The following is a 26,666-nucleotide window of genomic DNA, read 5'->3' as shown; positions in this document are numbered from 1 at the left end:
TGATGTGCAACACGCTATTCTTTCCTCATGATTAAATCATTCCGTCACAAAGGACTGAAACGGTTCTACGCGACCGGCAGCACAGCAGGCATACAGTCTGATCATGCTAAGAAGCTGCGCATGCAGCTCGCTGCCTTGGATACCTCGACGTCAGTGGAAGACATGGACATCCCTCGAGGACATCCGCAAGGAGGCCCAAAGCGGCTATTCGGGGTCGCTTTACCTGGCGCGGGATTTTGGAGAATACACCCTGAGTAAATCGGGCCACTTTTCTGAACTGGCGGGCGAATAGGGTGGCCGTGTTTCAACCCTTCTTGAGAATACGCGGGGACTGAAAATAGGGTGACGTCGTTCTCGTCCATAGCGCTGGAGGGTAAGGCAGCACTTATTGGAGCAGCTCCTGGCCTTTGGTCGTTGAACCCTGCTCGTGTTCGGCCAGGTGCATGACAATAGCGTCATACAATTGGCTGCATATGTGGTCACTACTTGTTTTGGGACTTGCTAAGTTCACATTTAAAGATGGCAACCGTGGGAGACCATGCTGGCTATCAAGCTGCCTGAGCGTGGGCGGGATTGTGGATTTGGGCAGCGCTGAAACGACAGCACCACTTTCCACTGCAGCCACCAGCCCTCCATAGCTATAGGTTTCGAACTCAACGCTATATTCGCGGCTTGCGCCCTTGAGCGAATTCAGGATGATTTCTCTGTCAGGGCAGCCGTACTCGAATAAAGCAACGGGTAACGTACCTTGTTTCCAGACGAGCGAACTTCTGGCGCATACCCACTCCAACGGCTCAACTCTGACAGGCTCAGCATTGATTTCGGAAGGGCAATGCTGAGCCAGCGCAATATCAAATTCCCCGTTCTTGTAACGTCTCCAGATATCAGTGCTGAAACTGCAATCCAACGATACTTGCACATTGGGAAACTGGCCTTTCCAGTGTTCAAGTAGGCTTGGCAATAGACAACTGGCGTAACAGTCTGTGGTGGCGAATCGTATGGTCTGGCGGTCAGCACAACTCTGTGCCAACCAACGCTCAGCCTCATTGTTTGCGGTAATGACTTTTTGCGCCCTCAGGTAGAAGGCATAGCCTTTTTCGGTAAGGGTAACGCCATTATGGCTGCGGTAGAGCAGCTGAGCGCCAATCTGGCGTTCAAGCTGCTGAACTTGCCAACTGACAGTAGATTGAGCCAGAAAAAGTCGCTCTCCCGCCCGTGAAAAACCACCCAAATCTGCAACATAGATAAAGGTACGCAGCTGATCCAAGCTCCATTTCATTTTTTGCCTCCTGCGGCCGACTCGTCTTGCTCGCCTGATGACTAACGTAAGTAGCCACCGGGTGACGTAAAAGCGGGTGAGTCAAGTATCGAATGAGTTGATACCCCCTGGCAAATATTTCCGTTTCCATTTACTGCCTATCGCTTTGTACGCTCTGACCACCTGTTATGGAAACCAACATGTGGACAAGAAAATGACGATAACGACTAGTTCCCTGGATGTTAGAGATGAAGGAAAGTGTCTTAAAGAAAGTCTCTCAAAAATGCTCGATCCTGAATTCTATACTAATGAAAAATGGTTCGAGCGTGAACTACAAGCCATCCATTTTTCAGCTTGGCATTTTGTATGCCTGTCGACTTCCATTGAAAATCCTGGAAGCTTTGTAACCCGTCGCTTCTTGGAACGCAGTGTCATCGTTGTTCGTGGTGAAGACGGTATCATCAGGGCTTTTCTAAATACCTGTAGGCATCGTGGTGCTCCGTTGACGAGCGACAGGTGTGGAAATAATACATACTTTAGATGTCCTTTTCATAAGTGGTCCTATGATACATTTGGGGATTTAAAGAGCGCTCCTGGTTTAGGTGGGAGTGTGAAAAGGAGTGAGCTCTCAAAGCTCAGATTGAATCTTGTGCCCGTGCAATGTGAAGTCGTGGCAGGCTTGGTATTTATCAATCTTAATGAAGAAAATGAGATGCCGCTTAAATCCTATCTGGGCAGCTACATCGATAATGTAGCCAAACCACACCAAGTTCAAAGAATGCACTGTGTCCAAGAAAAGTCGTATACATTAACGACCAATTGGAAGTTGTATATTGAGGTTGATATGGAGACTCTACATACAAATTTCATTCACAGTCATTCAATTGGTAGTCAGCCTGTTACGCCGTTAGAGCATGGTCGCAATTGGTTTGGTGTTTACCATCAAAATTCTCTTTCTCCAGCATTATTTCCTGAAAAGCGTAGCCTCGCCTTTTCAACTCCCCATGGTGTTACTGGTGAATCGGCAGAGGGCACCCACTTTTGTGTCATTCTGCCAGGTTTTTTCATTGTAACGGCCCCTGAGGTTATGTGGTGGATTCAGAAGACCCCGATCTCAGCTACTCGCACAAGCGTCAATGTTGGTTACGCGTTTCATGATGAAACCTTGGCTCGCAGTGACTTTAAAGAGGTCGCTCCACACTATTTCGAACGGCTCGATCAAGTAATTCTTGAAGATGATCAGATTTGTGAATACCAGTTGGAAGGTTTGAGAAATCGCGTGCAGGGGCATTACACGCCAGCGGAGCCGGTGGCCGCCTATTTTTCAGAGCTAATTCAAAAAAGGCTGCTGGAGGTGGGGAATGAATAGCACGGGCACAATTATGGGTAGGCGAAATCGGATGCCTAATGCCTGGCTTAAATGGGCAGGCTGGTGCTTTCTCATCAGCATCTTCATGAGTGGGTTCTTTTTCCGCTTTGCGCCTTCGACCCTTTCAGGAAGTATGCAACAAGAACTCAGTTTGACCGCCAGTACACTCGGTATTGTGGCGTCGATGCATTTCTGGATTTACACGCTGATGCAGATGCCGGCTGGAATGTTTACGGACTCGGTGGGGATACGTAATGCTGGCATTATCGGGGGTGGCATAACGACAATAGGTGCTTTTTGCTTTGGCATTGCGCCAAATCTTGTGGTGTTGCTTGTAGGGTCGGCTTTATTGGGACTGGGGCTGTCGGCCGTTTTTGTCGCCCTGATGAGTTACAACGCTACCTGGTTTTCCTCAGAACGTCACTCCCTTGTGATGGGCACCACCATGCTTCTGGCTGCGCTAGGAAGTGTCATTGCACAGACCCCGACCGCGCATTTATTGAATTGGTTGAGTTGGAGAGAAATCATCCTTTTCTTTGGAGCCTTTACCTTATTGGCCACTGCCTGCCTTCTTGTTTTCTGTAAAAGCGATCCAGGATCAAAAAAGACAAGTGAAGCCAAAGCCAAAAAGACTGTGCATCCATTACAACGTGGAAATCGATATGTCCTGAGAAATCGTCAGGTGTGGTTACTATTTGTTTGTGTCGCTGCTACCAACGGAACCTTGTATGCGTTTTTAGGATTATGGGCTGTGCCATTGTTGACGGATGGGTTCAGTATCCGACCAGCACAAGCTGCACAATATGCCACTGTTACGTTGACCATTTATGGTATTGGTTCTGTATTTTGGGGATGGTTCGCTGACCGAATTGGAACAAAGAAACCCATCATTGTTGTGACGTGTATGTTATCCGTCGTGGTATGGGCTTGTATGGCGTTTGCAGAGTGGGAACTGGGGTGGGTGGCAATGGCACTGTTTGTACTTCTAGGGCTTTCTGGTGGCCCCGTCGGTGTTATTTTTGCCGCTACCAAGGAATCAGTTGCCTTGGAGAACGTTGGTTTTGCGATTGCTCTCGTTAATATGGGCGCCTTTCTGACAGCTGCGTTGGTTCAATCAGGCTTTGGGATTATTCTTGATATCGTCGCCAATGCTGAACTGGAAATGGCGCCAACCCTTCAGAGCTATCAAATTGCCCTGGTGTTGCCCTTGATGATAAGCAGCTTGGGCGTGGTGTCATCCCTGCTTTTGAGGGAAACCGGCTCAGTTGATCCGATGTTAAAAGGCTGAAGGAAAGCACGAAATCGAGCGTCACCGTTATTTGGCATGCTGAGTTGAAAAACTCAGGCCACAGAACTCAGGCCACAGAACTCAGGCAATCTTTACGTCAGGACTAAAGCGCTGTGAATCCATGTTTCCGTCGACGCTAACGAATTGCCGCTTGCACGGCACCGTCAGTTCTAATGGCCCGTTTCGATATCATTGAAAAGAGGGTGGCACTGGCCTCAAAGAGCCAGCGCTCGATCCCTTACTGCAAAAACTCCCGCAACGTATCGCTGGCCTGGTCGATAGAGACAACGCCATCCAAATGGCCTCGATTGCCTTCCAGGGTTTCAAGGGTAACGTCGCTGCCGCCTTCTTCAATAAGCTCCGCGGTGTGGCGCACGCCTTCGGGCGCGAAGACGAGGTCGTTTTCGCTATACAGCATCAGCGTGGGGGCGTCGATTGCTTCAAGCCCCGCTTCTAGAGAATCGCCGTGGCCCGCCATAAAGGTTTGGTTGGCGCGAACCAGATACAGGAAATGGTTGGCGTCGGAAACCTCTGCACGTGCAGCGGCAATGTCATCCAGCGTTTGCTCAATGGCGTAGTTGGCGTTGATATCTTGAGCGGGGTCGCGGCCTTCGTCGGCCCAGTCGCGGTTAAAGGTGTCGTTGGCCCACTCCCAGTGGTTGGCATTGAGCGTGACCAGTTTGAGCGCTTCTTTAAGCCCGTCGGTGGGCGGCTCGCCGTCGTAGTAGTCGCCTTCGTTCCAGTTGGCATCCAGGCGAATCGGTGCGCCCCAGGCGCTCAGGGTTGCCAGCAGCCAGGGGTCGGCCACCCCGCCGCCGATCACGGGAATCAGCCGCTCGACCCGGTCTGGGTAGGTACTGGCCCACTCAAAGGCTTGAAGCGCGCCCATCGAGGCACCCATCACCGCATGCAGCGATTCAATGCCCTGGCTTTCCAGCAACTCGCGCTGCACCTCGACAAAGTCACGAATGGTCACCACCGGGAAGTCCATGCCCCAGGGTTCGCCGGTATCCGGGTTGATTGAGGCAGGCCCGGTGGTGGTGACATTCGGGTCATGGGCATTGAGGTTGACCAGCGTATCCGAGGCAATGATGTAGTACTCATCGGTATCCAGCGGTTTGCCGGGGCCGATGATCGCATCCCAGTAGCCGGTTGGTTCGCCCTCGGTCTCATAGCGGCCGGCGGCGTGGCTGGTGCCGGAGAAGAAATGGGTAATCAGAATGGCGTTATCGCGGGCCTCGTTTAATTCGCCGTAGGCCTCCCAACCCACGCTTACTTCGGGGATGGTTTCTCCCCCTTGGGTGGTGAAGTTTTCTAGCTCGAAGGTCTGCTTTTCGACTAGGCCGTCCCAAGCCATTAGTGATGAAGAGGCAATTAGGCCGATGCTGATAAACGCTGACGTTAGCAGAGGATGCCGTTGAATAAGCGCCATAAGTTCTCCTGCGATAAGGGATCATTGTGATTGTTGTTGACCATCTGCAATGGCCTTCCTCACAGCCTAGCCATTTTTAACGCATTTTGAAGGGGTTAACCCTTAGGCTTGCTGTTGGGTTTAGTGAGCAGGAGGCGCTTGATGATGTGAAGGCTAAGGTCGTTCGGCTGACGCAGCGGCCTGACGCCGTTAAATCGATGGTGTAGCGCTAGATTGCGTGAGGAATAGGCGAAAAGTTGAGTAGCATGTATACCGACTTGGCCATATAAAGCAGCATCTGAAGCCCTTTCCTGTGGTAACTCAGTGCGATACGCAAAAGCCTGCGAATGGTCAATCATCGCAGGCTCTGGGTAAGTCTCTATAAAAACATGTCTTAGCCGCGTGCTACCGCAAGCCCAGAAAGGAAAGAATCGCTATGACGATAACGACGGCACCAACAATGTAGACGATACTGTTCATCAGTAAATACTCCTTTTGTGAATCCGCAATCCGTGTCGCGCCATCATCCCTGAGGCGCACGCTCTAGCTTATTTTCGAGGCAGTCCTTCGCCTCTTTATCAAAGTAGTTGGATAGTGTTATCTGGTCTGTTGGCTAGCACACTTAGCGGTGAAATAAACCTACTTCCGTCGAGCAGATCAGTCGCGGCAATAGCCTTCACCTGTTCTGACGATCAGACAATCTTCCTTTTCCAATAGCCACTTCATGCCTGTCGCTTCGCCGTCGCCCGCACGGAGCAGCTGTGGGCCGTCCCCGCGGTTGAAGCGAATGCCATCGGCGGTTGATTGCCCTTCGAAGGTGCCGATTTGATCAGCATCCAGGCCGTAGCGCATGTGAAGCAGGTAATGGCCCGGGCCCGCAGACGCGTCCTTGCTGATTTCCAGGAATAACCCTTCTACGCCGGTCCATCGGCCGACCCATTGGTCGGTCATCTGATGGTGGGGCTCGCTTTGCTCGGTTGATGTACCTGGCTCGGTCGCGCCGGATGTGGCGGTATTGCTGTCGTGAGCTCACCCGCTGATGAGTATCAGGGTGCTCAGAGCTAACGCTATTTTGATCATGGCGAGTGTCACCTAATGGATACTACCTAAAGCCTACTACCCCGTTTTTTTCCTGGCACGGTGTGCGGCCGCTTTCATCCGGTTGCCGCAAGCGGCCATGCTGCACCAGCGGCGGCGGTGGGATTTCGTTTGATCGTGGAACAGGAGAACGCAGTCCGAGGCTTCACATTGTTTGACGAGCTGCAGATTTTCCTCGGTAAGCAACTGGACCAACGACGCGGCGACGGGGTGTAACAGGCTTTCGCTGTCCATGTTGCGTTTATACGTTTTTTTCTGAAACACCGCCTCACTCGGCTGCCATTCAATCTTCTCTATGGGGTAACCCCATTCCAGCACGTGATTGACCACGGCGGAGTCTGCGGCCTGCTCCAGTTGGGCCGAGACGAGCAGATCCCGCATGTTGTCGCGCAGTTTCCGAGCCAACTGGGCGATCCCAGCCGGTGGGGGTTCACAAGCTTCCTTCAGTACACCCGCCTGTTGAAGCCACGCCACTACACCGCTGTCGTCATGAAGGCATTCCTGGCGCGCTTCGCCGACGCCAAATTGCGTGTTGATGAAATCGAGAGCGAGGTTGCTGGCGATAAACGGGGCGATAATTTTAGATGACATGCTGAGTAACCTTTAATTTAACGCTTGACAGGTTACTATGTTTCTACATAACCTTCAAAAGTGATTTTTAATGGTTACTAAGGGCTTGGCTATGACATCTGAAAATATGACGGCTTCTGGATCGGCGGCGCGGCAGGTTCACTACGGTTTCGAGACAGTGGGCGATGTCGATGTCTTCTATCGTGAAGCGGGAGATCCAGCGGCGCCGACGGTATTGATGCTGCACGGGTTCGCGGCGTCCTCGTATATGTGGCGCGATGTGATTGAGGCATTGGCCGATAGCTATCACGTCGTCGCCCCGGATTTGCCGGCGTTTGGCTTTACTCAATCACCGGCGCGCGGTGAGTATGAATATACCTTTGCCAACCTGACGAAGACGATCGATCAATTTACCGAGCAGTTGAACCTTGAGCGCTACGCCATCGCCGTTCACGACTATGGTGCGCCTGTTGGCTGGCGTTTGGCAGAGGCTCACCCGTCAAAGATCACCGCGATCATTTCGCAAAACGGCAATGCGTATGAGGAGGGGCTTTCACAAGGGTGGGAGCCAATCCGCAAGTATTGGAACGACCCTTCACAAGCGAATCGTGATGCGCTCAGTGAGTTCCCGACCCCGGCGTCTATCAAATGGCAGTACGTGGAGGGGGTAAGTGATACAAGCGTCATAGCACCGGATGCCTACACGTTGGAAGGGGCGCATATTTCTCAACCTGGGATGGCGGATATCCAGCTCGATTTATTGCTGGGCTACGCGTCCAACGTGGCGAAGTACCCTGAGTTTCAGGCCTATTTTCGGGCGTATCAGCCGCCGTTGCTCGCCGTATGGGGGAAGCATGATCCATTCTTCCTGCCGCCGGGGGCTGACGCCTGGAAGCGCGATATGCCTCAGGCGGACATTCGCTTTTACGACACAGGGCACTTTGCCCTGGAGACCCACGGCGATGTCATTATTCCGGTGATTCGTGAGTTTCTGGATAACCACCTGAAGGGGTAGAGAGAAGCAACAGGTTAGCCTCTGTTCCAAGCTGGGCATCATCTACGCAAGAAGGCCAAGCGGTTAAGCTTGGCCTTCTTTGTGACGCGTCGTTGCGCTTATCTGTCCTAGCGCCGTTTAAATGGATTCAGTCCGTTGGCCTGCTGCATCATCATGCGTTTGGCGAAGGGGATACGCTCGGCGATATGCAGGCTGAGATCACCCAGTTGGCGCAGCGGTTTGGCACCGGTAAACAGATGGTGGAAGCTGTCGGTGGCAGCAATCATTGCCTGGTTAGCCGCCCGGCGCTGGCACTCAAAGCGTAGTAGGTTGAGGTAGTCGCCGGGGTCGCGGCCATGAATAATAATCTCGGCGAGCGTGTCGGCGTCGTGCAGGCCGATGTTCAGTCCCTGGCCTGCCAGCGGGTGGACGACGTGGGCGGCGTCGCCAATCAGCGCCAGGCGTTTGCCGATATAGCGTTTGGCGTGCTGGCGCTTGATGGGGAAGCTGGCACGCGCCACGATGCGGGTGAGCTTGCCCAGCCGCTCGGGGAAGGCGTCTTCGATGTCTGTCTTGAGCGCGTCATCGTCCAGCTTTTCCCGTGTCTTGGTGGCCTCGTCGCTGTCGTACCACACAAGCGACGCGCGCTGGCCGGGCAGTGGCAACATGGCCATGGGGCCGGTGGGGGTAAAGACCTGCCAACTGACGTCTTGCTGGGGCAGTTCGGTCTCCACGTTAATGATCATCGCCCGCTGGTGGTAGTCGTAATGGGTCACGCCAATGCTGGCTAATTCGCGCAGGGTGGAACGCGCACCATCGGCTCCGACGATCAACGCGGCGGTTAGCGTCTTGCCGTTATCCAGCTCGATCAGGCGCGCCTCGCCCGTGGTCAGGGTGCTTATCGGGGCGCACTGGGTATAGCAGGTCACGCCGGGGAGGTCGGCCAAACGCTGCCAGAGGGCGTACTGGAGCGTGCGGTTTTCGACAAAGATACCGAAGTCTTCCATGCCGCTGTCAGCCGCAGAGAAAAGCGAGTGGCCGGTGCCATCCTGGTTGGCGACATCGATATGCCGGAAGGGGCAGCAGCGCTCCTCGGGCAGCTGTGTGCCGCTGGCATTGATAAACGTAAGCGAGCGCGCATTCAGCGACGAGATGCGCAGGTCGTAGTCGCCCTCGGGCGCTGCGGGGGCATCGCCTTGTTCGATCAGCCCGACGGATTGGCCCGCATTGCCCAGCCGGGCCGCCAGTGCGGCGCCCACCATGCCGCCGCCAACAATAATGACATCATGATCCCGCATCGTCCGTTGATCAGACCCTTGCATAAGTGGCTCCTCGGATAAAAAGCTTGGCACAGAGTAGGCGTTGCCGTTGTCATACAGTATCGTCTAGCGAGAGCAGAATTGCCTAGGGGTGAACATTTGACGCAGGCAGTGGACATGATCAAACGCGTGGCCCAGGCAGGTGAAGAGCTTGCCGACTTTATCGCGCGCTACCCAAAGCTCTGGATTCTTACCGGCGCGGGCGTGAGCACCGACAGCGGGATTCCTGACTATCGCGATGCCGATGGCCAGTGGAAGCGCTCACCGCCGGTTCAGCACGGCGACTTCATGGCTTCCCATGCGGTGCGCCAGCGCTACTGGGCGCGTGCGCTGGTCGGTTTCAAGGCCCTGACCGGAGCCCAGGTGAGCGGTGCGCACAAGGCACTGGCCGCATTGGAAACCATGGGTTATGTGGAGCTGTTAGTCACCCAGAACGTGGACCGCCTGCATCAGCGGGCGGGGTCAAGGAAAGTCATTGACCTGCACGGCCGGGCCGATACCGTCAGTTGCATGACCTGTGGCTACCATATGATGCGCCACGCCATGCATAGTGAAATGGCACACCTCAACCCGCGTTTTGCCGCCCTGGATGCCGGTCATGCACCGGACGGCGACGCTGACCTGGAAACCGATTTTTCCGCCTTTCAGGTCTTCGACTGCCCGCGCTGCAGGGGGATTCTCAAACCGGACGTTGTCTATTACGGCGATGTGGTCCCGCCTGCTCGGCGGGTTGCCGCCCAGGCTGGGTTGCACAATGCGGAGGCGGTGCTGGCCGTGGGAACGTCATTGATGGTCTATTCCGGCTACCGCTTCTGCCGCGAGGCGCATGGAATGGGACTTCCCGTTGCCTCGCTATCGCTTGGCGTGACCCGCGCTGATGCCATGCTCACCCATCAGTGGCGCGCACCGTTAACGCCGGTGCTGGAAGAGGCGGTGCGTTGTCTGCGCGAGAATTAGCGCGCCTTGGACACCCACGGATTACCCTCCAACCATAGCCGCCAGGGGGCGTCGCGGTGCTCAGGGCTGGCGTAATCGATCCCCACGCGAGGCCCGGTCGCAATAGCGGTACTATGCGTGGCTCGGCTAATCCACAGCTGTCCAGTCTGGGTCATATCGTGGCCGTACAAGGCCTTATCAATACTAAGCGCACGGGTGAGCTTGCCCGGGCCATTGCTCAACTGCTTGCCCGGTGCCTGGCGGGTGGCACGCATTGCCGCCTCGTTGATGGTGGGCTCCACGGCGCGAATTAACACCGCGCAGGGTGAATCTTCCGGCTCGGTGACCACGTTGAGTAGCCAGTGCATGCCATATACCAGATAAACGTAGGCGTGGCCCGCTGGGCCGAACATGGCTTCCGTGCGGGGCGAGCGGCGGCGGTGGGCGTGGCAGGCGGAATCCTCAGCACCGCAATACGCCTCTGTTTCCACAATCCTGGCGGCCAGTTGCTCCCCGTTGTCTTCACGCACCAGCCAGCAGCCGAGCATGTCTCGGGCGACCGTCAGGGTATCGCGGTTATAAAAATCCTGGGGCAGGGGCGTTAGCGTAGATTTATGGGTAGTCGACATCGTTGGGAAGCTTTGTCTCGGCGTTTACTTGAGTAAAATGCTAGGGTATTAGGACATACCTTATTCGCTAGCACGTGGATCGTTTCATGCTGTCATTTGAACATCGTTATGCCACCTTACCGGAACCGCTCTGGGTTGCCAGCCAGGCAACGCCGGTTGCCCGCCCGGAGTTGATTGCGTTTAATGCGCCGCTCGCCCGAGAACTGGGCGCGCAGGACATCCCTGATACCACCACGCTTGCCGAGTGGTTCAGTGGCAATCAGTTACCGCCCGGGGCCAAACCGGGTGCCCTGGGCTACGCGGGCCACCAGTTCGGCAACTTTGTGCCGCAGCTGGGCGATGGCCGAGCGTTACTGCTGGGTGAAGTCGTCGACCAGCACGGCAAGCGCCGTGATGTGCAGCTCAAGGGCAGCGGCCGTACGCCGTTTTCCCGCGGTGGCGATGGCCGCTCGCCCTTGGGGCCGGTGCTGCGTGAATATCTGGTCAGCGAGTTTATGGCCGCCGTAGGGATTCCTACCACCCGCGCGCTGGCGGCCGTTACCACCGGTGAGCGGGTGGTGCGCCAACTGCCCGAGCCGGGGGCGGTATTTACCCGCGTGGCCAGCAGCCATATTCGCGTCGGGACGTTTCAATTTATCGCTGCCCGTCAGGATGAAGCGGCGCTAAAGGCCCTGGCGGATCATGCCATTGAGCGCCATTACCCGGAGGCTGCTTCGGCAGACGACCCCTACATGGCGCTGCTTGAGGCAGTTGTCGCCCGCCAGGCAGAATTGATTGCCCGCTGGCTGAGCGTCGGCTTTATTCATGGGGTGATGAACACCGATAACTGCAGCCTGGCAGGGGAGACCATCGATTATGGCCCCTGTGCTTTCATGGAGCAGTTCAATCCGCAGAAGGTGTATAGCTCCATCGATGAAGGCCGCCGCTATGCGTTTGCCAACCAACCGGCGATTGCCCAGTGGAACCTGGCCCGCTTCGCCGAGACATTGCTGCCGCTGATAGACGGTGAGGGCGATGCCTTGGTTGAAAAAGCCACCGATGCTATCCGCCATTTCGATACGTTGTTTAACGCCGAACAGCGCCGCTTGCATGCCGATAAGCTAGGCCTGGAAGCGGAAAGTGACCAGGCCGAGGCGTTGATGGAAGGGCTGGAAAGCCAGATGCACCAGGGCCGGATGGACATGACCGCCACCTTTGATGCGCTGACGCAATACGTCGCGTCGCCCAGTGACCAGAGGCGTGAGGACGTGCTGGCGCTAACGCAGAACTCAGAGGCGCTAGGCGAATGGCTCAGCCAGTGGCAGGCGGCCCAGGTGGCAAGCCAAAACACCGACCGCCTGGCAGCCATGCAGCGCGCCAACCCGGTGGTGATTCCCCGCAACCACCGCGTTCAAGAGGCCATTGATGCCGCGGTCGAGGGCGATTTCACGCCGTTCCATACGCTACTTGCGGTAGTGACCAAGCCGTTTGAAGACACCGTTGAAGCGCGTCGCTTGGCGGCACCCGCCACCGAAAGCGAGCAGGTGCTGCGGACGTTCTGCGGTACCTGATGCTGTGGTAGGCTGTGTTTTTTTACAGTTTAAAGGCTAGCCAGTGCGCAAAATTATTCACTGCGACTGTGACTGTTTTTTCGCGGCGGTGGAGATGCGCGACAACCCGGCGCTGAGCGATATTCCCATCGCGATTGGCGGCAGCGTGGAGCAGCGCGGGGTGGTCGCCACCTGCAATTACCCCGCCCGCGAATACGGCATTCACTCGGCGATGCCCATGGCCCAGGCGCTCAAGCGCTGCCCGCATTTAACGGTCATTCGCGGCGATATGGCCAAGTATAAAGCCGTCGCGCGGCAGGTATTTGCCATCTATCGCGACGTTACCGAGCTTATCGAGCCGCTTTCCTTGGATGAGGCTTTCCTGGATGTCTCCGGGGTTACTCAGCATCACGGTAGTGCGACGCTCATGGCCGAGGCGATACGTGAGCGGGTCAGCCGCGAGGTAGGCATTACCGTCTCGGCGGGTGTGGCGCCGAACAAGTTTCTGGCCAAAATCGCCAGCGACTGGAACAAGCCCGACGGCCTCTGCGTGATCACGCCGGATGAGGTGGACGGCTTCGTACAGCAGCTCTCGGTGAAAAAAATCCACGGCGTGGGTCCGCGTACGGCGGAGAAACTGGCGGGTCTGGACATTCATACCTGTGCCGATTTACGCGCTCGGACACTCACGGATCTGGTGGAGCACTTCGGCCGTTTCGGGCGGCGGTTGCATGAACTGAGCTGGGGGCGAGACGATCGACCGGTGAAAACCCACCGCGAGCGCAAATCGATCAGCACCGAGCAAACCTATGCTCAGGACTTGCCCACTCTTGAGGCCTGTCGCCATGAACTGCCGGGGCTGATCGAGGATTTAGAGCGCCGCTACGCAAGGCTGGACCCGCCGCTCGGAGTGCGCGGGCTAATCGTTAAAGTAAAGTTCAACGACTTCACCCAAACCACCGTAGAGCACGCAGACCCCGCGCCGGACCTGGCTCAGTTCGAAACACTGCTGAACGTGGGCTGGCACCGTGGCGAGCGACCCGTGCGCCTGCTGGGCGTAGGGTATCGGCTGGCGGAGAACACGCAAGTGCAACAGCTGGCGCTTTTTTAATTAGCCTGTTAACGCCTAATCGGATTGACGCTGCGCACAGAGTGAATTAAAACAGATGTATGATAGATAGTTTCTAACACTGACTTATCGACTTCACCATGAGCCCTGCCATGCCTGCTGATACCTCATCACGCCCTCGCTTAGTGTTTGCCCATGCCAATGGCTTTCCCGGTTTGAGCTATCGCAGCCTACTTGATCCATTGGCCGAGTCCTTTGATCTGCACCCGCTGGATCGCCTGGGGCACCATCCGGATTACCCGGTCAATCATAACTGGGGCAACCTGGTGGATGAGTTGCTGAGCTACCTCCCCGATAGCGATAAGCCATTGCTTGGTGTCGGGCATTCGCTGGGCGGCACACTGATGGCGATGGCGGCTGATAAACAGCCCGAACGCTTCTGCGGCGTGATCATGCTCGATCCACCTTTGATGCTGGGACGGGATGCCTGGGCGATGAAAGCTGCCAAACGCTTTGGGTTTGTCGACCGGGTAACACCTGCGGGTAAAACCCTGGGCCGGCGCACGGTATGGCCGAGTCGTGAGGCCATGGCCAATTCGCTGCGTCGCCGGGGGCTGTTCCGGCGCTTTACCCCGGACGCGCTCAACGACTACATTGAAGCAGGAACCCGAGTGTTGGCCGACGGCAGTGCCGAACTGACGTTTGACCCGCGCATCGAGGTAGAGATTTTCCGTCATTTGCCGGACCACTTGACCCGTTTGCCGCGTCGGTTGAGCGTCCCGGTAGAGGTCGTGGCGGGCGACAACTCACACTTGTTGACGGCGTCGCGCATTCAGCGCTTGAAGCGCTATGGGGTCGAGGTGAGCCGTGTTCCCGGCACGCACATGTTCCCCATGGAGCACCCCGAGGAAACCCGCGACGCTATCCTGGATGTCTGGCATCGCATGGCCAAGACGAGTCAGTCTTCCCGCACAGCGTAAGGAGACGTTATGTATCTTTCTGTACAGCTTAGCTATTACCCACTGGCCGATGATTTCAAGCCGGTGGTGAAAGAAGTGGTAAAACGCCTGGAAGCAACAGGCCTGGAGGTTCATCCTAACCGGATGAGTACCCAGGTGTTTGGTGAATTCGACGAGGTGATGGCAGCGCTGAGCGATGTCATGAAGTGGTCGTTCGAAACCCATGGAAAAGCGGTATTTACGGCTAATTTTCTCGAGGGTGACCGGCGGCCTCGTTAAATTGTTTTTCGCCAACCCAGCCGCCAGGAGCCTACCTTCTTAGGCGCCAGTCTATTAGGCGTTGGCGCAAAGTGTCATTGTTTACTTGCGTGTATTTCCAGGCGACAAGCTGTAAGCAGCATGTCGCTCTTTGGTCCGTGCGCGTCGCTATAGGAAATAAGTGGGCCCTAAATGGCTGTAACCTAACCCCCGTGCCAATTAAAAAATGGGGTTAAAGGAATGTTACAGCATACTGATCTTCATAATAAATTCCGACATTCGGGAAAGCAGATTTCGGTTGCGCTAGGGGCGTTAATCGTCAGTGGCTATGCCCATTCGCAATCGGTCAGTATGGACTTCTCCAACGAGTATAATGCGTCTTCCATTCATGCTCAGGGCGACGCCTATTTCATTGATAAGCTTGCCGAATTAACTGATGGTGATATTGATATCACGCTGCATACAGGTGGCTCGCTGGGCTTTAATTCCGGTGATCATTTTTATGGCGTGGCCGATGGGGCTGTCGAGATAGCGGATACGCTCTCGGGCACCATGAGCGGTATCGATCCTATCTTTCTCCTCTCTTCGCTCCCCTTTATTGTCGACGACGTTGCCGATGCGCGGCGGCTTTATGACATCGCAAAACCCTATTACGAAGAAGTATTCGCCAATAACAATCAGGTGCTGCTCTATGCTTCGCCCTGGCCGCCGAGCGGCATCTGGTCTGAAGACGAGATCGTGAGCCAGGACGGTCTCGAGAATCTGAAGATACGCACCTTTGACCGTAACGGTACCGAGACATTTAGAAATGTAGGGGCTTCGCCGGTCAGCCTGTCCTGGGCCGACGTGGTCCCCCAACTGGCCACCGGCGGTATTGAGGCGGTGTTAACGTCCGCCGAAGCAGGGGCCAATGCGAGCTTCTGGGAGCACCAGAATTACTTTGCCGGGGTTCAGTACGCCATTCCTCTTAACATGGTGCACATGAATCGCGATGCGTTCGAATCGCTTACCGACGCTCAACAGGATGCGGTCATGGAAGCGGCTAGCCAGACCGACCAACATAACTGGGAAGCGGTTGAAACGCGTACCGAAGAGAACTACCAGACGCTGGGTGAGCACGATGTGGAAATCAGCGATCCCGTATCGGACGAGCTGCTGACGCCGCTCAAGGAAGCCGCCAGTGGCGTTGTCGAGAGCTGGCTGGAGAATACTGGTGATGACGGCGAGTCTATCCTGAGTGAGTTCCGAGGCGCCGAATGAGGGCGCTCAATATCATCGAGCGTATCTCTCAACTGCTCAATCGAGTCGGTGCTGTCATTGCCGTACTGCTGATTATTTATATGCTCGGCCACATCCTGTTAGAGATAGCGCTCAGGCTGTTTGGTCACTCGACGTTTATCCTCGATGAGTATATCGGCTATGCCGTGGCCACGATGTCATTTCTGGGCCTGCCTTATGTTCTGGAGAAGGGCGGGCTGATCCGTGTCTCGCTGCTGCTGGAGCGCTTTCCTGAAAGCATGCGCTGGCCGCTGGAGCTATTCAGCAGCTTGGTAACGGCAGGCTGCTTTGTATGGCTCTCGACCTTCTGGTTTCAGAACGTTCAGCGTAGCTATAGCCGCGGCACCGTCAGTGAAACCATGGCAGAGACGCCCATTTGGCTGCCGGAGAGCGCCATCCTCGTGGGCATGTGGTTGATCTCCATCACGCTGTTAGTCAGAGCCCTAAAAATAATGGTTCTGCGTTCAGGCTACTCGCCTAGCGTCAATTGAAGCAGCGACTAATAGGAATGGCGTTATGGATATTTTTTGGTCGGCTGTCGGGGTCGGCGTACTGCTGTTGTTCTTTTTATCGATGGGCACCTGGATTTTTGCGTCCATGCTGGCTGTGTCCATCGGCTCGCTTTGGCTCTTTGGCGACTTCGATGCTGATCGTATTGGCCTGATCTTTTCGCGAATTCTCTACCGTGCCAGCAACAGCTGGGAGTTATCGGCCATCCCGCTGTTTATATTGATGGGCGAGCTGATTTTTCGCTCCAACATCTCCGAGCGGCTTTTCAAAGGGCTGGTGCCGATTACCCGCCATTTGCCGGGCGGCATTCTCCACACCAACGTGCTTGGCTGTACGCTGTTTGCGGCGGTGAGCGGCTCTAGCGCGGCGACTACCGCGACAATTGGTAAAATCACCACCCAGGAGCTGAAAACGAGGGGATACGATCGCAATCTCTCGATCGGTTCTCTGGCGGGTGCGGGGAGCCTGGGGTTGTTGATACCGCCTTCGATCGTGATGATCGTCTATGGGGTTCAGGCGGAAGTCTCCATCAGTCAGCTGTTCATGGCCGGTGTAGTGCCGGGCCTGTTGATCGCGCTGCTGTATAGCGTTTTTATTGGCGCAAGATCCTATCTGTCGCCGTCGCTGGCTCCCAAGCAGGCGGCGTCTGGCCAGAGCGTAGGGCAATCCATTCTACTTCTGCTGCCCGTGCTCGTGCTGATCAGCATCGTGATCGGGTCTATCTACAGTGGTATTGCCACGCCCTCGGAGGCGGCGGCGGTAGGTGTGGCTGCGACGCTGGTACTGCTCGGCGTCGAGCGCCAGCTTACCATCCGGCTGTTTATTGAGGCTTTCAGAGGCACCTTAATCACCAGTATCATGGTGTGCAGCTTGTTGATTACCGCAACGCTGCTTTCCACGGCGATGGGCTATCTGCATCTGCCACGGGAGCTTGCCGAGTGGATCGCCGCGCAAAACTTCAGCCCGATGATGTTGCTGGTGGCGCTGGCTGTTTTCTATGTGGTGCTGGGGCTTTTCCTGGACGGGATTTCTATCACCGTGATGAGCCTGCCGATTACGCTGCCTATCGTGCTGCTGGCAGGGTTCGACCCGATCTGGTTCGGAATCTTCCTGATCATCATGATCGAGCTTGGCCAGATAACGCCTCCGGTCGGCTTCAACCTGTTTGTGCTGCAAAGCCTGACGGGGGAAAGCATCAGCCGGGTGGCCTTGGCCGCGCTACCCTTCTTCCTGCTGATGTGCGTAGCGGCACTGATCATCAGCGTATGGCCGGATATTGCCTTGTGGCTACCACGTTTCATGGCGCAATAAGCCGGATAGGAGTCCATTCAAAGTAAAACGCCGCCCAATTGGGCGGCGTTTTGGTCTGATATAAAGATAACGCTTATACCAGCGAATCCAGGCAGGACTCGATAATATCCAGCCCTTCATTGAGCACATCGTCTTGAATGGTGACGGGCATCAAGAAGCGGATGGTGTTGCCGTACATGCCGCAGGAAAGCAGGATCAACCCTTCTTCACGTGCTTTTTTGCACAGCGCCGCGGCCAGTTCAGGGTTGGGCGTACGGTCGGTTTTGTCCGAGACCAGCTCAAAGGCTGCCATGGCACCCATGTTGCGGCTGTTATCAACGCAGGCGAACTTGCTTTCCCAATTGCTGAAGCGTTGCGCCAGCTTTTCGCCCAGCGCCTGGCTCTTCTCGAGAATGTTCTCTTCTTCAAACACTTCCATTACCGCAAGTGCAGCCGCACAGGCGGTCGGGCTGCCGGTATAGGTGCCGCCCAGCGAGTTGGGGCCAGAGGCGTCCATGACCTTGTCGGTACCCACGATCGCGGAGATCGGCATGCCGTCGGCCATGCTCTTGGCCATGGTCATGATGTCTGGCTCTACGCCGCTATGCTCGATGGCAAACATCTTGCCGGTACGACCAAAGCCCGACTGTACTTCGTCGATGATCATCAAGATGCCGTGCTCATCGCAGATTTCACGGATCTTGGTCAGGAAGCTGGTGGAGGCTGGGTAGAAGCCGCCTTCACCGAGTACCGGCTCAAGCACGATAGCGGCGGTATCTTTGGGGTTGGCGTCGGTTTTCAGCGCCATTTTCAAGCCACGGATGGCTTCGTCTTCGCTTACGCCGTGGTAGGGCACGGGGTAAGGTGCGCGGAAAACGGTGCCCGGCATCGGGCCAAAGTCGGTCTGGTAAGGCGCGACCTTGCCGTTCATGGCCATGGTGTAGAAAGTACGGCCGTGGTAGCCGCCGTCGAAGCAGACCACATTGGAGCGACCTGTGGCCGCGCGGGCAACCTTGATGGCGTTTTCCAGCGCTTCAGCGCCTGAGTTGGCCAGCATTACCTTGGCGTGGCCACGTACCGGAACGATCTGGCTCAGCTTCTCGGCGACTTTTACATAGCCTTCATAGGGCATTACCGTCTGGCAGGTGTGCATCACCTTGTCGAGCTGGGCTTTGACCGCCGCCACGACCTTGGGATGGCGGTGGCCGACGTTCAGTACGCCAATGCCGCCGGCAAAATCGATAAAGCGATTGCCATCGGCGTCCCATACTTCAGAGTTTTCCGCGCGCGCGGCAAAGGCGGTGGCGGGGCTTGCGGCACCAGCAGCGACATACTTGTTTTTTAACTCGTTTAACTCGGCATTACTCATAGCTCAACTCCTGAGTTGATGGGGATAGGCTTCAGCATAGTGCGCAATAGGCAGGATTACATGGATGAAGCGACCACAACGCGATTGCGACCCGACTGTTTAGCTTGATACATGGCTTTATCGGCATGATCAAGTAACCGGGTGGTGGAGGCCTCAACATAACCTGCCACGCCTGCGGAGAGCGTAACCGTCAAGGCCCGCTGGGTAAACGTTGTCTGGGCAACGGCAGCGCGCACTCGCTCCATGGCCTGCCGCGCATTTTCTGCATTTACTTCGGGCATGATGACCAGAAACTCTTCGCCGCCCAGGCGAATCTGCAAGTCAGTTTCGCGCAGTGTCTCGTTCACTTTAGCGGTTACTTCCTGGAGAATATCGTCGCCTACGCTATGGCCGTAGGTATCATTGATCGCCTTGAAATTATCCAGGTCAAACATCGCAATGCTAAGTGGGCTGCCATAACGCGAGCTTCGACTTAGCTCCTGTTCCAGGCGCTGCAAGCCGGCCCGGCGATTCAACAGGCCGGTGAGCTCGTCATGGTGGGCGAGGTAATGCAGGCGCTCGTTCGCCCGTTGAAGGCGTTCTTCCAGCCGTTTGCGCTGGGTGATATCGACAATAAAGGTGACTTTCCGTGGCTGGCCGTCGAAGCCGATGATGCGTGCGGCTTCGGCGATAATGGTATGCGTTTTGCCACCTTTACCGATGACCTCCCACTCCTGACGCAGCTCATGTCTCTCCTCTCCCCCTATAAACGAGTCGTGGAGGGCCTGGAGCGTCTCGCGGTTGGCATCGGGAACGACCATGGTGAAGTGCTGGCCGAGCAACTCCTCTTCGGCATAACCGTAAAAGTCACAGTACGCCGGGTTGACCATTTCAAAATAACCATGGGGGTCGGTGATGCAGATACCCAGCGGTGCCGCCTTGATGACGTTTTCCGTATTGCGTTTTGATTGGTCCAGAAGCTGATGAATGTCTGGCGAGGCGTAACTAGTCATTGGGTACCTTCGCTGACCTGCTGTGATTCTTCGCGTAGCGCCATCAGGCGCAGCTTTAAGGCTTTATCGTCAGCCAAGGCATTGACGGCCGGTCGTGCATAGTAGAACCCTTGTTGGCAGGCAATGCCTTCACGGGCCAGCCACAACGCCTCTGCGTGGGTTTCCACGCCTTCGGCAATCAGTTTGATCGCTAGTTCATCGGCCAGTTGAATGATCGAGCGAAGCAGCGACTGGCGTCTATGATCCTGGTCACAGTTCATCACCAGTTCACGGTCTATCTTGATTTTATCGGGGGCGAGGTCGGTCAGAAGGTCCAGATTGGCGTAACCATTGCCGAAATCGTCCAGGGCCGTTCTGAAACCCATCGAGCGATAGGCATCAATGATGTTGCATAGATGCTGCCTGTCACGCACGCGCTCGGTTTCGGTGATTTCGAAGATCAGTCGGTCGGTTGGCCAACCCACGCGTTTAGAGACGTCCAGTGTCGCCTGGATGCAGGCCCTGGGTTCGTATACAGCGTTGGGCAGGAAGTTGATCGACAGCGCTGTCGGCATATCAAGCGCGCTTGCCATCTCAATGGCTTTAACTCGACACGCCTGGTCAAAGTGATAGAGCAGGCTGTCGGTCACCTGGGAAATAACGCTCCAGGCAGACTCACCTTGCGGGCCCCGTACCAGAGCCTCATAGGCGTCAATCTTGGCAAGCGATACATCCACAATGGGTTGAAAGGCCATCGTGAAATCGAAGGGCAGCTCGCCTTCGCAGCGTTTGCAGGTTCCGTTTGTGCGCGCGCACTGACTCATTGTATCTCCAGGTCTCTGGCGCTCGCCAGTAACAAAACAAGCGCGGCATTGCCTACTTGGCCAAACAATAGCAGGTTAGTCGTACAAATAGACTAACTCTCTGTAAGCTTTTTGTATATGTATTGTACAGTATTTTGGTGATAACGGACATCAACCAAAAGCACCGGTATAGGCTGCTTTTTACAGTAGCCTAAGATGTAGTTAACCAGTGTACGGTTGGCTAGGCGTTTAAATGAAATCGGTCAGATTCAGATAATACCTGCATCGCGCAACGCCTGTCGCTGCTCAGGGGTAATGCCAATATCGGTTAACACGTCGTCGGTGTGTTCGCCGAGATAGGGCGGCGCCTTACTGGCGCTGATCGATTTACCATTCATGCGAATGGGGTTCGCGACCAGATCAACCTGGCCCGCCTGGGGGTGGGGCAGCGTCTGCTTTAACCCACGCGCTTTGACGTGGGCATCGTCGAATACCCGGTCCAGGGTATTGATCGGGCCGCTGGGCACGCCCACGTCTTCAAATGCCGCCAGCCAGTCGTCGGTGGGGCGCTGGGCAAGTGCCGCTTCGAGTACGGGCACCAATTGGTCGCGGTGCTGAACGCGCATGCCGTTGGTGGCAAAGCGTGGGTCGTCAGCCAGGGCGGGCAGTGAAAGCACCGAGCTAAAGCGCTTGAACTGCTCATCGTTACCCACGGCGACAATCATATGGCCGTCCTGGGTGGCAAAGGCCTGGTAAGGGACGATATTGGGGTGGGCGTTACCCAGCCGCTGGGGGACGTTGCCTGAGGTTAAATAGTTCAAGGCCTGATTGGCGAGCACGCCTACCTGAACGTCCATCAGCGCCATATCGATATGGCAGCCGACACCCGTGTCGCGGCGCTGGTAGAGGGCGGCGAGCACTGCGTTGGCGGCGTACAGGCCGGTAAAGATGTCAGTAAACGCCACGCCGCTTTTTACCGGGCCGCCGCCAGGTTCCTCATCAGGCTTGCCCGTCAGGCTCATGATCCCGCCCATGGCTTGAATCATGAAGTCGTAGCCGGCGCGGTGGGCGTAGGGGCTTTCCTGGCCGAAGCCGGTAATCGAGCAATAGACCAGGCCCGGGTTGAGGGCCTTGAGGCTTGCGTAATCCAGGCCGTATTTCTTGAGGCCGCCGACTTTGAAATTCTCGATCACTACGTCACTGTCAGCCGCCATCTGCTTGATGAGTGCCTGGCCCTCGGGCTTTGCCATATCCACCGTGACCGAACGCTTGCCGCGGTTGGCGCACAGATAGTAGGCCGACTCGGTACTGCCCGCGAGCCAGGGCGGACCCCAGTGGCGGGTGTCATCGCCGCAGCCGGGGCGTTCCACCTTGATCACGTCGGCCCCCATGTCGGCCAGCATTTGCCCACACCATGGGCCGGCCAGCACTCGGGAGATATCGAGTACCTTGATTCCGGCCAAGGGTTTGGTTAGCTCGCCCATAGAGGCTCCTGTAAGGGGGGGATAAGTGTTCAAAGCCTGGTGCTTAACAGATAGTGATAAACGACAGTGATCAAAAGAACGCCTGAATGCCGGTCTGGGCGCGACCCAGAATCAAGGCGTGCACGTCGTGGGTGCCTTCGTAGGTGTTGACCGATTCCAGGTTCACCATGTGGCGAATGACGCCGTACTCGTCAGAAACGCCATTACCACCGTGCATGTCCCGGGACTGACGGGCGATATCCAGCGCCTTGCCGCAGTTGTTACGCTTGATCAGCGAGACCATTTCCGGTGCCCAGTTGCCGCTATCCATCAGGCGGCCCACCTGGAGCGCTGACTGCAGGCCAAGGGTGATCTCGGTTTGCATGTCAGCGAGTTTTTTCTGGATCAGCTGGTTGGCGGCCAGCGGGCGACCAAACTGCTTACGGTCCAGGGTGTACTGGCGGGCGGCATGCCAGCAGAATTCAGACGTACCCATCACGCCCCACGCAATGCCGTAGCGGGCCTTGTTCAGGCAGCCGAACGGTCCCTTCAAGCCGCTGACATTGGGCAGCAGGTTCTCTTCAGGCACAAACGCATTTTCAAGCACGATCTCGCCGGTAATCGACGCGCGCAGCGAGACCTTGCCTTCGATTTTCGGCGTGGTGAAACCTTCCACGCCGCGTTCGACGATAAAGCCCTTGATCTGGTTGTCGTGGGCGGCCGACTTGGCCCAGACCACCGCGATATCGGCAATCGGACTGTTGGTGATCCACATCTTGGCGCCGGTCAGGCGATAACCGCCGTCAACTTTCTCTGCGCGGGTAATCATGTTGCCGGGATCGGAGCCGTGGTCTGGCTCGGTCAGGCCGAAGCAGCCGACCATCTCGCCGCTGGCAAGCTTGGGCAGGAATTTCTGTTTCTGTTCTTCGGAGCCATAGGTCTCGATGGGGTACATTACCAGCGACGACTGCACGCTCATGGCGGAGCGATAGCCGGAGTCCACGCGCTCGACTTCCCGGGCAATCAGGCCGTAAGCGACGTGGTTGACGCCTGCGCCGCCGTAGTCGGGGGAAACGGTCGCCCCCAGCAGGCCAAGCTCGCCCATTTCGGTCATGATCTCGCGGTCGAAGCGTTCTTCACGGAAGGCGCTGAGCACCCGGGGCTGAAGGTTTTCCTGGCAGTAGTCGTGGGCGGCGTCGCGGATTTGGCGCTCTTCGTCGCTCAACTGTTGCTCAAGCAGCAGCGGGTCGTCCCAGTTGAAGTGTGTCATGTGAACTCCTTGGTGCTGTCCCGCAGACGCCCGTAAGCGACCACGGCAATAACGGTGCAGTCGGTGTGATGCTACAGTCAATGTATCGCCGTTTCTTTAAAATATCTACATTTTTTTAAAACGAAGAATTTATTCGATACCGCGTGCCTTGAGCACACGGGTAATGATGGGGACCGGCGTCATCAAATGGTCGCGCATCAGGGTAGACGCTCGATCTGCATCCCGGGCCAGGATAACGTCGACCAATGTGGCATGCTCCTGGCGCTTTTGCTCCAGGGCCGTGGGCGACATGACGGTTTCCTGCAGCCAGAGATGGCGGTAGCGCTCCACCTGGTTGAACAGGGTGTCGCGCATTTGCAGGAGATGCGGCGAGTTGCAGCCGCTGGCGATGGCGGTATGAAAGGCTTTGTGACGCAGGTCCCAGCCGTCGAGCAGCTCATCCGGCGAGCTGATGGCGGTGACCTTGGCCAGCCGGTGCGCCGCGGCCAGCACGGCGGCTTCCCAGTCATCGTCGCCGCGTTCGATGGCCAGGCGCAAAATGAGCCCCTCAAGCTGCGCGCGGGCGTCGTAGATATCGTTGAGTTCGGCAAGCGACATGGGCGCAACGCGATAGCCTCGCTGGCTGATGGCCACCACAAGGTGGTCGGCCACCAACTGCGATAATGCCTCGCGCAGCGGGCCGGTGCTGACCCCGTAATCGTCTTTGAGGCGGCTCATCAGCAGCTTCTGTTCCGGTGCGAAGCGGCCTCGGATAATATCGTGCTTGAGCTTCCGGTAGGCGCGAATGGCGAGGTTCTGACGCGGCGCGTCTGGCTCCATGGCGAGTGGCTCCCTGATTAAAGCTGGATAATATCGGTAACAGAAGAATAACGGCTATTATCAGGAAATGTTAACAATTTGGCCTGGAGGAAGAGATTGATGTGGGATTTCATCATTATTGGTGGCGGTATCCTGGGCATGTCCACGGCAATGCAGCTCCAGCAGACCTACCCCGATAAACGTCTGATGGTGCTCGAAAAAGAAAGTGGCCCCGCGCAGCACCAGAGCGGCCATAATAGTGGTGTGATTCACGCCGGTGTGTATTACACGCCGGGTAGCTTGAAGGCCAGATTTTGCCTTGAGGGTAATCGCGCTACCCGCGAATTCTGTGACCAGCACGACATTGCCTACGACATCTGCGGCAAGTTGCTGGTCGCGACGAACGAGGTCGAAAAGCAGCGCATGGAAGCGCTTTGGGAGCGTACTGCGGCCAATGGCCTCGAGCGTGAATGGCTGGAAGCCGATGCCCTGCGCGAGCGCGAGCCGAATATTACCGGCGTGGCGGGTATCCATGTGCCTTCCAGCGGGATCGTCGATTACGCCGAAGTGACTCGGGCCATGGCCGCTGACTTTCAGCGCCTGGGCGGTGAAATCCGCTATGAAGCTGAAGTGACGGGGTTGGAGGAGCGCCGCCAGGAGGTGGTGGTGAGCACAACGAAGGCGTCGTACACCAGCCGTTATCTGGTGTCGTGTTCGGGCCTGATGGCCGACAAGGTGATCCGCATGCTGGGGCAGAAGCCCGACTTCACGATCTGCCCGTTTCGCGGCGAGTACTACCAACTGCCCGAGCAGCATAATCACATCGTGAACCACCTGATTTATCCCATTCCCGACCCGACGATGCCGTTTCTGGGCGTGCACCTGACCCGCATGATCGACGGCAGTGTGACCGTCGGGCCCAACGCAGTGCTCGCTTTAAAGCGTGAAGGCTATCGTAAGCGCGATGTATCGCTTGCCGATATGGGCCAGATGTTGACGCACCCCGGTATTCTCAAGGTGCTGGGCAGGCATCTTCGGCCGGGCCTGGCTGAAATGAAAAACTCGTTTTACAAGCGCGGCTACCTGGAGCTGGTGCGCAAGTACTGCCCCAGCCTGACGGCGGATGACTTGCTGCCCTACCCGGCGGGGGTTCGCGCCCAGGCGGTCTCCAAAGACGGCAAGCTGGTGGACGACTTTCTGTTCGTCAACACCCGGCGGACGCTCAACGTGGGTAACGCGCCGTCACCGGCGGCGACTTCGGCATTGCCCATTGGCGCGCATATCGTTAAGCAGGTTGCGGCGCTGCTGATCGATTGACCCCGGCGCTTAGCCAAACAGCAGGCGCAGCAGGATCGCGGCGATCATCGCAAGGGTAAGGTATTTGATCCACATTGCTCCCCGCGGGCTCATGTTGACCTTTACCGCCAGCCAGGCGCCGGTCATGCTGCCCACCGCCAGCAGAAGCCCGTAGCTCCAGCGCACCTGGTCAAACCACATGAACATCGCCAGGGCAGGGAGGCTGTAGACGAGAATGATCAGCACCTTGAAAACATTGACCTGAGCCAGGTCGATTTTCAGCATGCGGTACAGCACGATGATGAACAGCACGCCCACGCCGACCTGAATAAAGCCGCCGTAAATGCCGATCACGAACATGGCCAGATAAATCAGCGGGGTCAGCCGGTCCTTGGTGAGCGGGCGGGTATCCAGTTTGGGCTGCGGCAGCAGCATCACCAGGGCCGAGGCGGCCATGACGGCAATCAAGATCGCCTCGAACAGCGCATCGCTAACCTGCAGGGCGAGCCACGCCCCCACCAGCGAGCCGACAACGGCAGGCACCGAAAGGCGCAAGCTCAGACCGATATGCGAGGCGCCTGCGCGTCTGAAATTGCTGATCGCGGACACGCTCTGCAGCACAATGGCGACACGGTTAGTGCCGTTGGCTACCTGGGTGGGCAAGCCAAGAAACATTAGTAGCGGCAGTGCCAGCATCGAACCACCTGCCGAGAGCACGTTGATAAACCCGGCGATAATACCGATGCCCACCAGCGCAGCGGCCTCCCAGAGCATCATGGGCGGCACCTGCCAGGGGCATAGTGTCGATAGAGCATGGGGGTCTCCTTGCCTGAAATTTCGATAAGCCATTGATCATATAAGCATCGCCAACTAAACGCACGCAGACGACTTTTCGGCTTGGCCAAGCGTTGAAGCAAGGTTTGCCTTAACG

The 26,666-nt window shown here is 56.6% G+C and carries 26 protein-coding genes; 13 read left to right on the top strand and 13 right to left on the bottom strand.

What is annotated here, in order from left to right:
- Window positions 1-27 precede the first annotated feature (27 nt).
- Complete coding sequence (locus R3F64_RS12335; protein WP_332611711.1) at window positions 28-258, top strand: type II toxin-antitoxin system RelE/ParE family toxin; 231 nt, start codon at window positions 28-30, stop codon at window positions 256-258.
- A 127-nt stretch (window positions 259-385) separates the two neighbouring features.
- Here the strand turns inward: R3F64_RS12335 and R3F64_RS12330 are convergent, their stop codons facing one another.
- On the bottom strand, window positions 386-1,279 hold the full coding sequence (locus tag R3F64_RS12330) for a LysR family transcriptional regulator (protein WP_332611709.1): 894 nt from the start codon (window positions 1,277-1,279) through the stop codon (window positions 386-388).
- 193 nt (window positions 1,280-1,472) lie between these two features.
- Between R3F64_RS12330 and R3F64_RS12325 the strand changes: the two genes are divergently transcribed.
- Both R3F64_RS12325 and R3F64_RS12320 read left to right on the top strand, forming a co-directional pair.
- Window positions 1,473-2,627, top strand: coding sequence for an aromatic ring-hydroxylating oxygenase subunit alpha (locus R3F64_RS12325; protein ID WP_332611707.1), 1,155 nt, complete (start codon window positions 1,473-1,475; stop codon window positions 2,625-2,627).
- A 31-nt stretch (window positions 2,628-2,658) separates the two neighbouring features.
- The gene (locus R3F64_RS12320; RefSeq protein WP_332611705.1) at window positions 2,659-3,915 is read left to right on the top strand and encodes an MFS transporter; all 1,257 of its coding nucleotides are present in this window, start codon (window positions 2,659-2,661) and stop codon (window positions 3,913-3,915) included.
- A 238-nt stretch (window positions 3,916-4,153) separates the two neighbouring features.
- Here R3F64_RS12320 and R3F64_RS12315 read toward each other — a convergent pair whose 3' ends face one another.
- The 3 genes from R3F64_RS12315 to R3F64_RS12305 form a co-directional block, all read right to left on the bottom strand.
- A complete protein-coding gene (locus tag R3F64_RS12315; RefSeq protein WP_332611703.1) occupies window positions 4,154-5,347 on the bottom strand; it encodes an E22 family MetX-like putative esterase in 1,194 nt (397 codons plus the stop codon).
- 636 nt (window positions 5,348-5,983) lie between these two features.
- Window positions 5,984-6,277 (bottom strand): hypothetical protein, encoded by a 294-nt coding sequence (locus R3F64_RS12310; protein ID WP_254902949.1) that lies wholly within the window; start codon window positions 6,275-6,277, stop codon window positions 5,984-5,986.
- 165 nt (window positions 6,278-6,442) lie between these two features.
- The gene (locus R3F64_RS12305) at window positions 6,443-7,015 is read right to left on the bottom strand and encodes a CGNR zinc finger domain-containing protein (RefSeq protein WP_085919612.1); all 573 of its coding nucleotides are present in this window, start codon (window positions 7,013-7,015) and stop codon (window positions 6,443-6,445) included.
- Between the two features lie 91 nt (window positions 7,016-7,106).
- On the opposite strand from R3F64_RS12305, the gene R3F64_RS12300 reads away from it, so the two are divergent.
- Window positions 7,107-8,009 (top strand): alpha/beta fold hydrolase, encoded by a 903-nt coding sequence (locus R3F64_RS12300; RefSeq protein ID WP_176243696.1) that lies wholly within the window; start codon window positions 7,107-7,109, stop codon window positions 8,007-8,009.
- A 107-nt stretch (window positions 8,010-8,116) separates the two neighbouring features.
- On the opposite strand, the gene R3F64_RS12295 is transcribed toward R3F64_RS12300, so the two are convergent.
- The gene (locus R3F64_RS12295) at window positions 8,117-9,310 is read right to left on the bottom strand and encodes a UbiH/UbiF/VisC/COQ6 family ubiquinone biosynthesis hydroxylase (RefSeq protein WP_332611700.1); all 1,194 of its coding nucleotides are present in this window, start codon (window positions 9,308-9,310) and stop codon (window positions 8,117-8,119) included.
- Between the two features lie 114 nt (window positions 9,311-9,424).
- Between R3F64_RS12295 and R3F64_RS12290 the strand changes: the two genes are divergently transcribed.
- Window positions 9,425-10,264, top strand: a complete 840-nt coding sequence (locus R3F64_RS12290) for an NAD-dependent protein deacetylase (RefSeq protein WP_332611699.1) — start codon at window positions 9,425-9,427, stop codon at window positions 10,262-10,264.
- Here R3F64_RS12290 and R3F64_RS12285 read toward each other — a convergent pair.
- Window positions 10,261-10,872: a DNA-3-methyladenine glycosylase gene (locus tag R3F64_RS12285; protein ID WP_199284679.1), complete on the bottom strand. Its 612-nt coding sequence runs from the start codon at window positions 10,870-10,872 to the stop codon at window positions 10,261-10,263. The two genes, R3F64_RS12290 and R3F64_RS12285, sit on opposite strands and share 4 nt — an antisense overlap.
- A gap of 86 nt (window positions 10,873-10,958) precedes the next feature.
- Between R3F64_RS12285 and R3F64_RS12280 the strand changes: the two genes are divergently transcribed.
- From R3F64_RS12280 to R3F64_RS12250, 7 genes are all read left to right on the top strand, one after another.
- Window positions 10,959-12,422, top strand: a complete 1,464-nt coding sequence (locus tag R3F64_RS12280; RefSeq protein WP_085919608.1) for a protein adenylyltransferase SelO — start codon at window positions 10,959-10,961, stop codon at window positions 12,420-12,422.
- Window positions 12,423-12,465: 43 nt separating this feature from the next.
- A complete protein-coding gene (dinB, locus tag R3F64_RS12275) occupies window positions 12,466-13,512 on the top strand; it encodes a DNA polymerase IV (protein ID WP_085919607.1) in 1,047 nt (348 codons plus the stop codon).
- A 110-nt stretch (window positions 13,513-13,622) separates the two neighbouring features.
- Entirely contained in the window at window positions 13,623-14,450 is an 828-nt protein-coding gene (locus R3F64_RS12270) for an alpha/beta fold hydrolase (RefSeq protein WP_085919606.1), read from the top strand.
- A gap of 9 nt (window positions 14,451-14,459) precedes the next feature.
- Entirely contained in the window at window positions 14,460-14,708 is a 249-nt protein-coding gene (locus tag R3F64_RS12265) for a YkoF family thiamine/hydroxymethylpyrimidine-binding protein (protein ID WP_008958845.1), read from the top strand.
- A 219-nt stretch (window positions 14,709-14,927) separates the two neighbouring features.
- A complete protein-coding gene (locus tag R3F64_RS12260; RefSeq protein ID WP_332611696.1) occupies window positions 14,928-15,947 on the top strand; it encodes a TRAP transporter substrate-binding protein in 1,020 nt (339 codons plus the stop codon).
- Entirely contained in the window at window positions 15,944-16,456 is a 513-nt protein-coding gene (locus R3F64_RS12255) for a TRAP transporter small permease (protein ID WP_332611694.1), read from the top strand. The genes R3F64_RS12260 and R3F64_RS12255 overlap by 4 nt, the downstream gene beginning before the upstream one ends.
- Before the next feature lie 25 nt (window positions 16,457-16,481).
- Complete coding sequence (locus R3F64_RS12250; protein WP_332611692.1) at window positions 16,482-17,786, top strand: TRAP transporter large permease; 1,305 nt, start codon at window positions 16,482-16,484, stop codon at window positions 17,784-17,786.
- A gap of 73 nt (window positions 17,787-17,859) precedes the next feature.
- On the opposite strand, the gene gabT is transcribed toward R3F64_RS12250, so the two are convergent.
- The 6 genes from gabT to csiR form a co-directional block, all read right to left on the bottom strand.
- On the bottom strand, window positions 17,860-19,134 hold the full coding sequence (gene gabT / locus R3F64_RS12245; protein WP_085919605.1) for a 4-aminobutyrate--2-oxoglutarate transaminase: 1,275 nt from the start codon (window positions 19,132-19,134) through the stop codon (window positions 17,860-17,862).
- A 56-nt stretch (window positions 19,135-19,190) separates the two neighbouring features.
- Window positions 19,191-20,126 carry a sensor domain-containing diguanylate cyclase gene (locus R3F64_RS12240; protein WP_085919604.1) on the bottom strand — a complete coding sequence of 312 codons (936 nt, stop codon included), beginning with the start codon at window positions 20,124-20,126 and terminating at the stop codon, window positions 19,191-19,193.
- Window positions 20,123-20,929 carry an EAL domain-containing protein gene (locus tag R3F64_RS12235; protein WP_085919603.1) on the bottom strand — a complete coding sequence of 269 codons (807 nt, stop codon included), beginning with the start codon at window positions 20,927-20,929 and terminating at the stop codon, window positions 20,123-20,125. The genes R3F64_RS12240 and R3F64_RS12235 overlap by 4 nt, the downstream gene beginning before the upstream one ends.
- Window positions 20,930-21,177: 248 nt before the next feature.
- Window positions 21,178-22,392 (bottom strand): CaiB/BaiF CoA transferase family protein, encoded by a 1,215-nt coding sequence (locus tag R3F64_RS12230; RefSeq protein ID WP_085919602.1) that lies wholly within the window; start codon window positions 22,390-22,392, stop codon window positions 21,178-21,180.
- Window positions 22,393-22,462: 70 nt separating this feature from the next.
- Window positions 22,463-23,641, bottom strand: a complete 1,179-nt coding sequence (locus tag R3F64_RS12225) for an acyl-CoA dehydrogenase (protein ID WP_085919601.1) — start codon at window positions 23,639-23,641, stop codon at window positions 22,463-22,465.
- Between the two features lie 129 nt (window positions 23,642-23,770).
- Entirely contained in the window at window positions 23,771-24,460 is a 690-nt protein-coding gene (csiR, locus tag R3F64_RS12220; RefSeq protein ID WP_199284684.1) for a DNA-binding transcriptional regulator CsiR, read from the bottom strand.
- Window positions 24,461-24,559: 99 nt separating this feature from the next.
- On the opposite strand from csiR, the gene lhgO reads away from it, so the two are divergent.
- The gene (gene lhgO, locus R3F64_RS12215) at window positions 24,560-25,756 is read left to right on the top strand and encodes an L-2-hydroxyglutarate oxidase (RefSeq protein ID WP_199284685.1); all 1,197 of its coding nucleotides are present in this window, start codon (window positions 24,560-24,562) and stop codon (window positions 25,754-25,756) included.
- 9 nt (window positions 25,757-25,765) lie between these two features.
- On the opposite strand, the gene R3F64_RS12210 is transcribed toward lhgO, so the two are convergent.
- Complete coding sequence (locus R3F64_RS12210) at window positions 25,766-26,512, bottom strand: sulfite exporter TauE/SafE family protein (RefSeq protein WP_085919598.1); 747 nt, start codon at window positions 26,510-26,512, stop codon at window positions 25,766-25,768.
- Window positions 26,513-26,666 lie beyond the last annotated feature (154 nt).

Origin of the sequence: Halomonas sp. 5021 (assembly GCF_036663435.1) — a bacterium.
GTDB classification, from domain to species: domain Bacteria; phylum Pseudomonadota; class Gammaproteobacteria; order Pseudomonadales; family Halomonadaceae; genus Vreelandella; species Vreelandella janggokensis.
This window is presented reverse-complemented; position numbering and strand designations above follow the sequence as displayed.

Coding starts and splice junctions, on each gene's coding strand:
- R3F64_RS12335 (WP_332611711.1), top strand. CDS start 28: ATGATTAAATCATTCCGTCACAAAGGACTGAAACGGTTCTACGCGACC.
- R3F64_RS12330 (WP_332611709.1), bottom strand. CDS start 1,279: ATGAAATGGAGCTTGGATCAGCTGCGTACCTTTATCTATGTTGCAGAT.
- R3F64_RS12325 (WP_332611707.1), top strand. CDS start 1,473: ATGACGATAACGACTAGTTCCCTGGATGTTAGAGATGAAGGAAAGTGT.
- R3F64_RS12320 (WP_332611705.1), top strand. CDS start 2,659: ATGCCTAATGCCTGGCTTAAATGGGCAGGCTGGTGCTTTCTCATCAGC.
- R3F64_RS12315 (WP_332611703.1), bottom strand. CDS start 5,347: ATGGCGCTTATTCAACGGCATCCTCTGCTAACGTCAGCGTTTATCAGC.
- R3F64_RS12310 (WP_254902949.1), bottom strand. CDS start 6,277: ATGACCGACCAATGGGTCGGCCGATGGACCGGCGTAGAAGGGTTATTC.
- R3F64_RS12305 (WP_085919612.1), bottom strand. CDS start 7,015: ATGTCATCTAAAATTATCGCCCCGTTTATCGCCAGCAACCTCGCTCTC.
- R3F64_RS12300 (WP_176243696.1), top strand. CDS start 7,107: ATGACATCTGAAAATATGACGGCTTCTGGATCGGCGGCGCGGCAGGTT.
- R3F64_RS12295 (WP_332611700.1), bottom strand. CDS start 9,310: ATGCAAGGGTCTGATCAACGGACGATGCGGGATCATGATGTCATTATT.
- R3F64_RS12290 (WP_332611699.1), top strand. CDS start 9,425: ATGATCAAACGCGTGGCCCAGGCAGGTGAAGAGCTTGCCGACTTTATC.
- R3F64_RS12285 (WP_199284679.1), bottom strand. CDS start 10,872: ATGTCGACTACCCATAAATCTACGCTAACGCCCCTGCCCCAGGATTTT.
- R3F64_RS12280 (WP_085919608.1), top strand. CDS start 10,959: ATGCTGTCATTTGAACATCGTTATGCCACCTTACCGGAACCGCTCTGG.
- R3F64_RS12270 (WP_085919606.1), top strand. CDS start 13,623: ATGCCTGCTGATACCTCATCACGCCCTCGCTTAGTGTTTGCCCATGCC.
- R3F64_RS12265 (WP_008958845.1), top strand. CDS start 14,460: ATGTATCTTTCTGTACAGCTTAGCTATTACCCACTGGCCGATGATTTC.
- R3F64_RS12260 (WP_332611696.1), top strand. CDS start 14,928: ATGTTACAGCATACTGATCTTCATAATAAATTCCGACATTCGGGAAAG.
- R3F64_RS12255 (WP_332611694.1), top strand. CDS start 15,944: ATGAGGGCGCTCAATATCATCGAGCGTATCTCTCAACTGCTCAATCGA.
- R3F64_RS12250 (WP_332611692.1), top strand. CDS start 16,482: ATGGATATTTTTTGGTCGGCTGTCGGGGTCGGCGTACTGCTGTTGTTC.
- gabT (WP_085919605.1), bottom strand. CDS start 19,134: ATGAGTAATGCCGAGTTAAACGAGTTAAAAAACAAGTATGTCGCTGCT.
- R3F64_RS12240 (WP_085919604.1), bottom strand. CDS start 20,126: ATGACTAGTTACGCCTCGCCAGACATTCATCAGCTTCTGGACCAATCA.
- R3F64_RS12235 (WP_085919603.1), bottom strand. CDS start 20,929: ATGAGTCAGTGCGCGCGCACAAACGGAACCTGCAAACGCTGCGAAGGC.
- R3F64_RS12230 (WP_085919602.1), bottom strand. CDS start 22,392: ATGGGCGAGCTAACCAAACCCTTGGCCGGAATCAAGGTACTCGATATC.
- R3F64_RS12225 (WP_085919601.1), bottom strand. CDS start 23,641: ATGACACACTTCAACTGGGACGACCCGCTGCTGCTTGAGCAACAGTTG.
- csiR (WP_199284684.1), bottom strand. CDS start 24,460: ATGGAGCCAGACGCGCCGCGTCAGAACCTCGCCATTCGCGCCTACCGG.
- lhgO (WP_199284685.1), top strand. CDS start 24,560: ATGTGGGATTTCATCATTATTGGTGGCGGTATCCTGGGCATGTCCACG.
- R3F64_RS12210 (WP_085919598.1), bottom strand. CDS start 26,512: ATGATGCTCTGGGAGGCCGCTGCGCTGGTGGGCATCGGTATTATCGCC.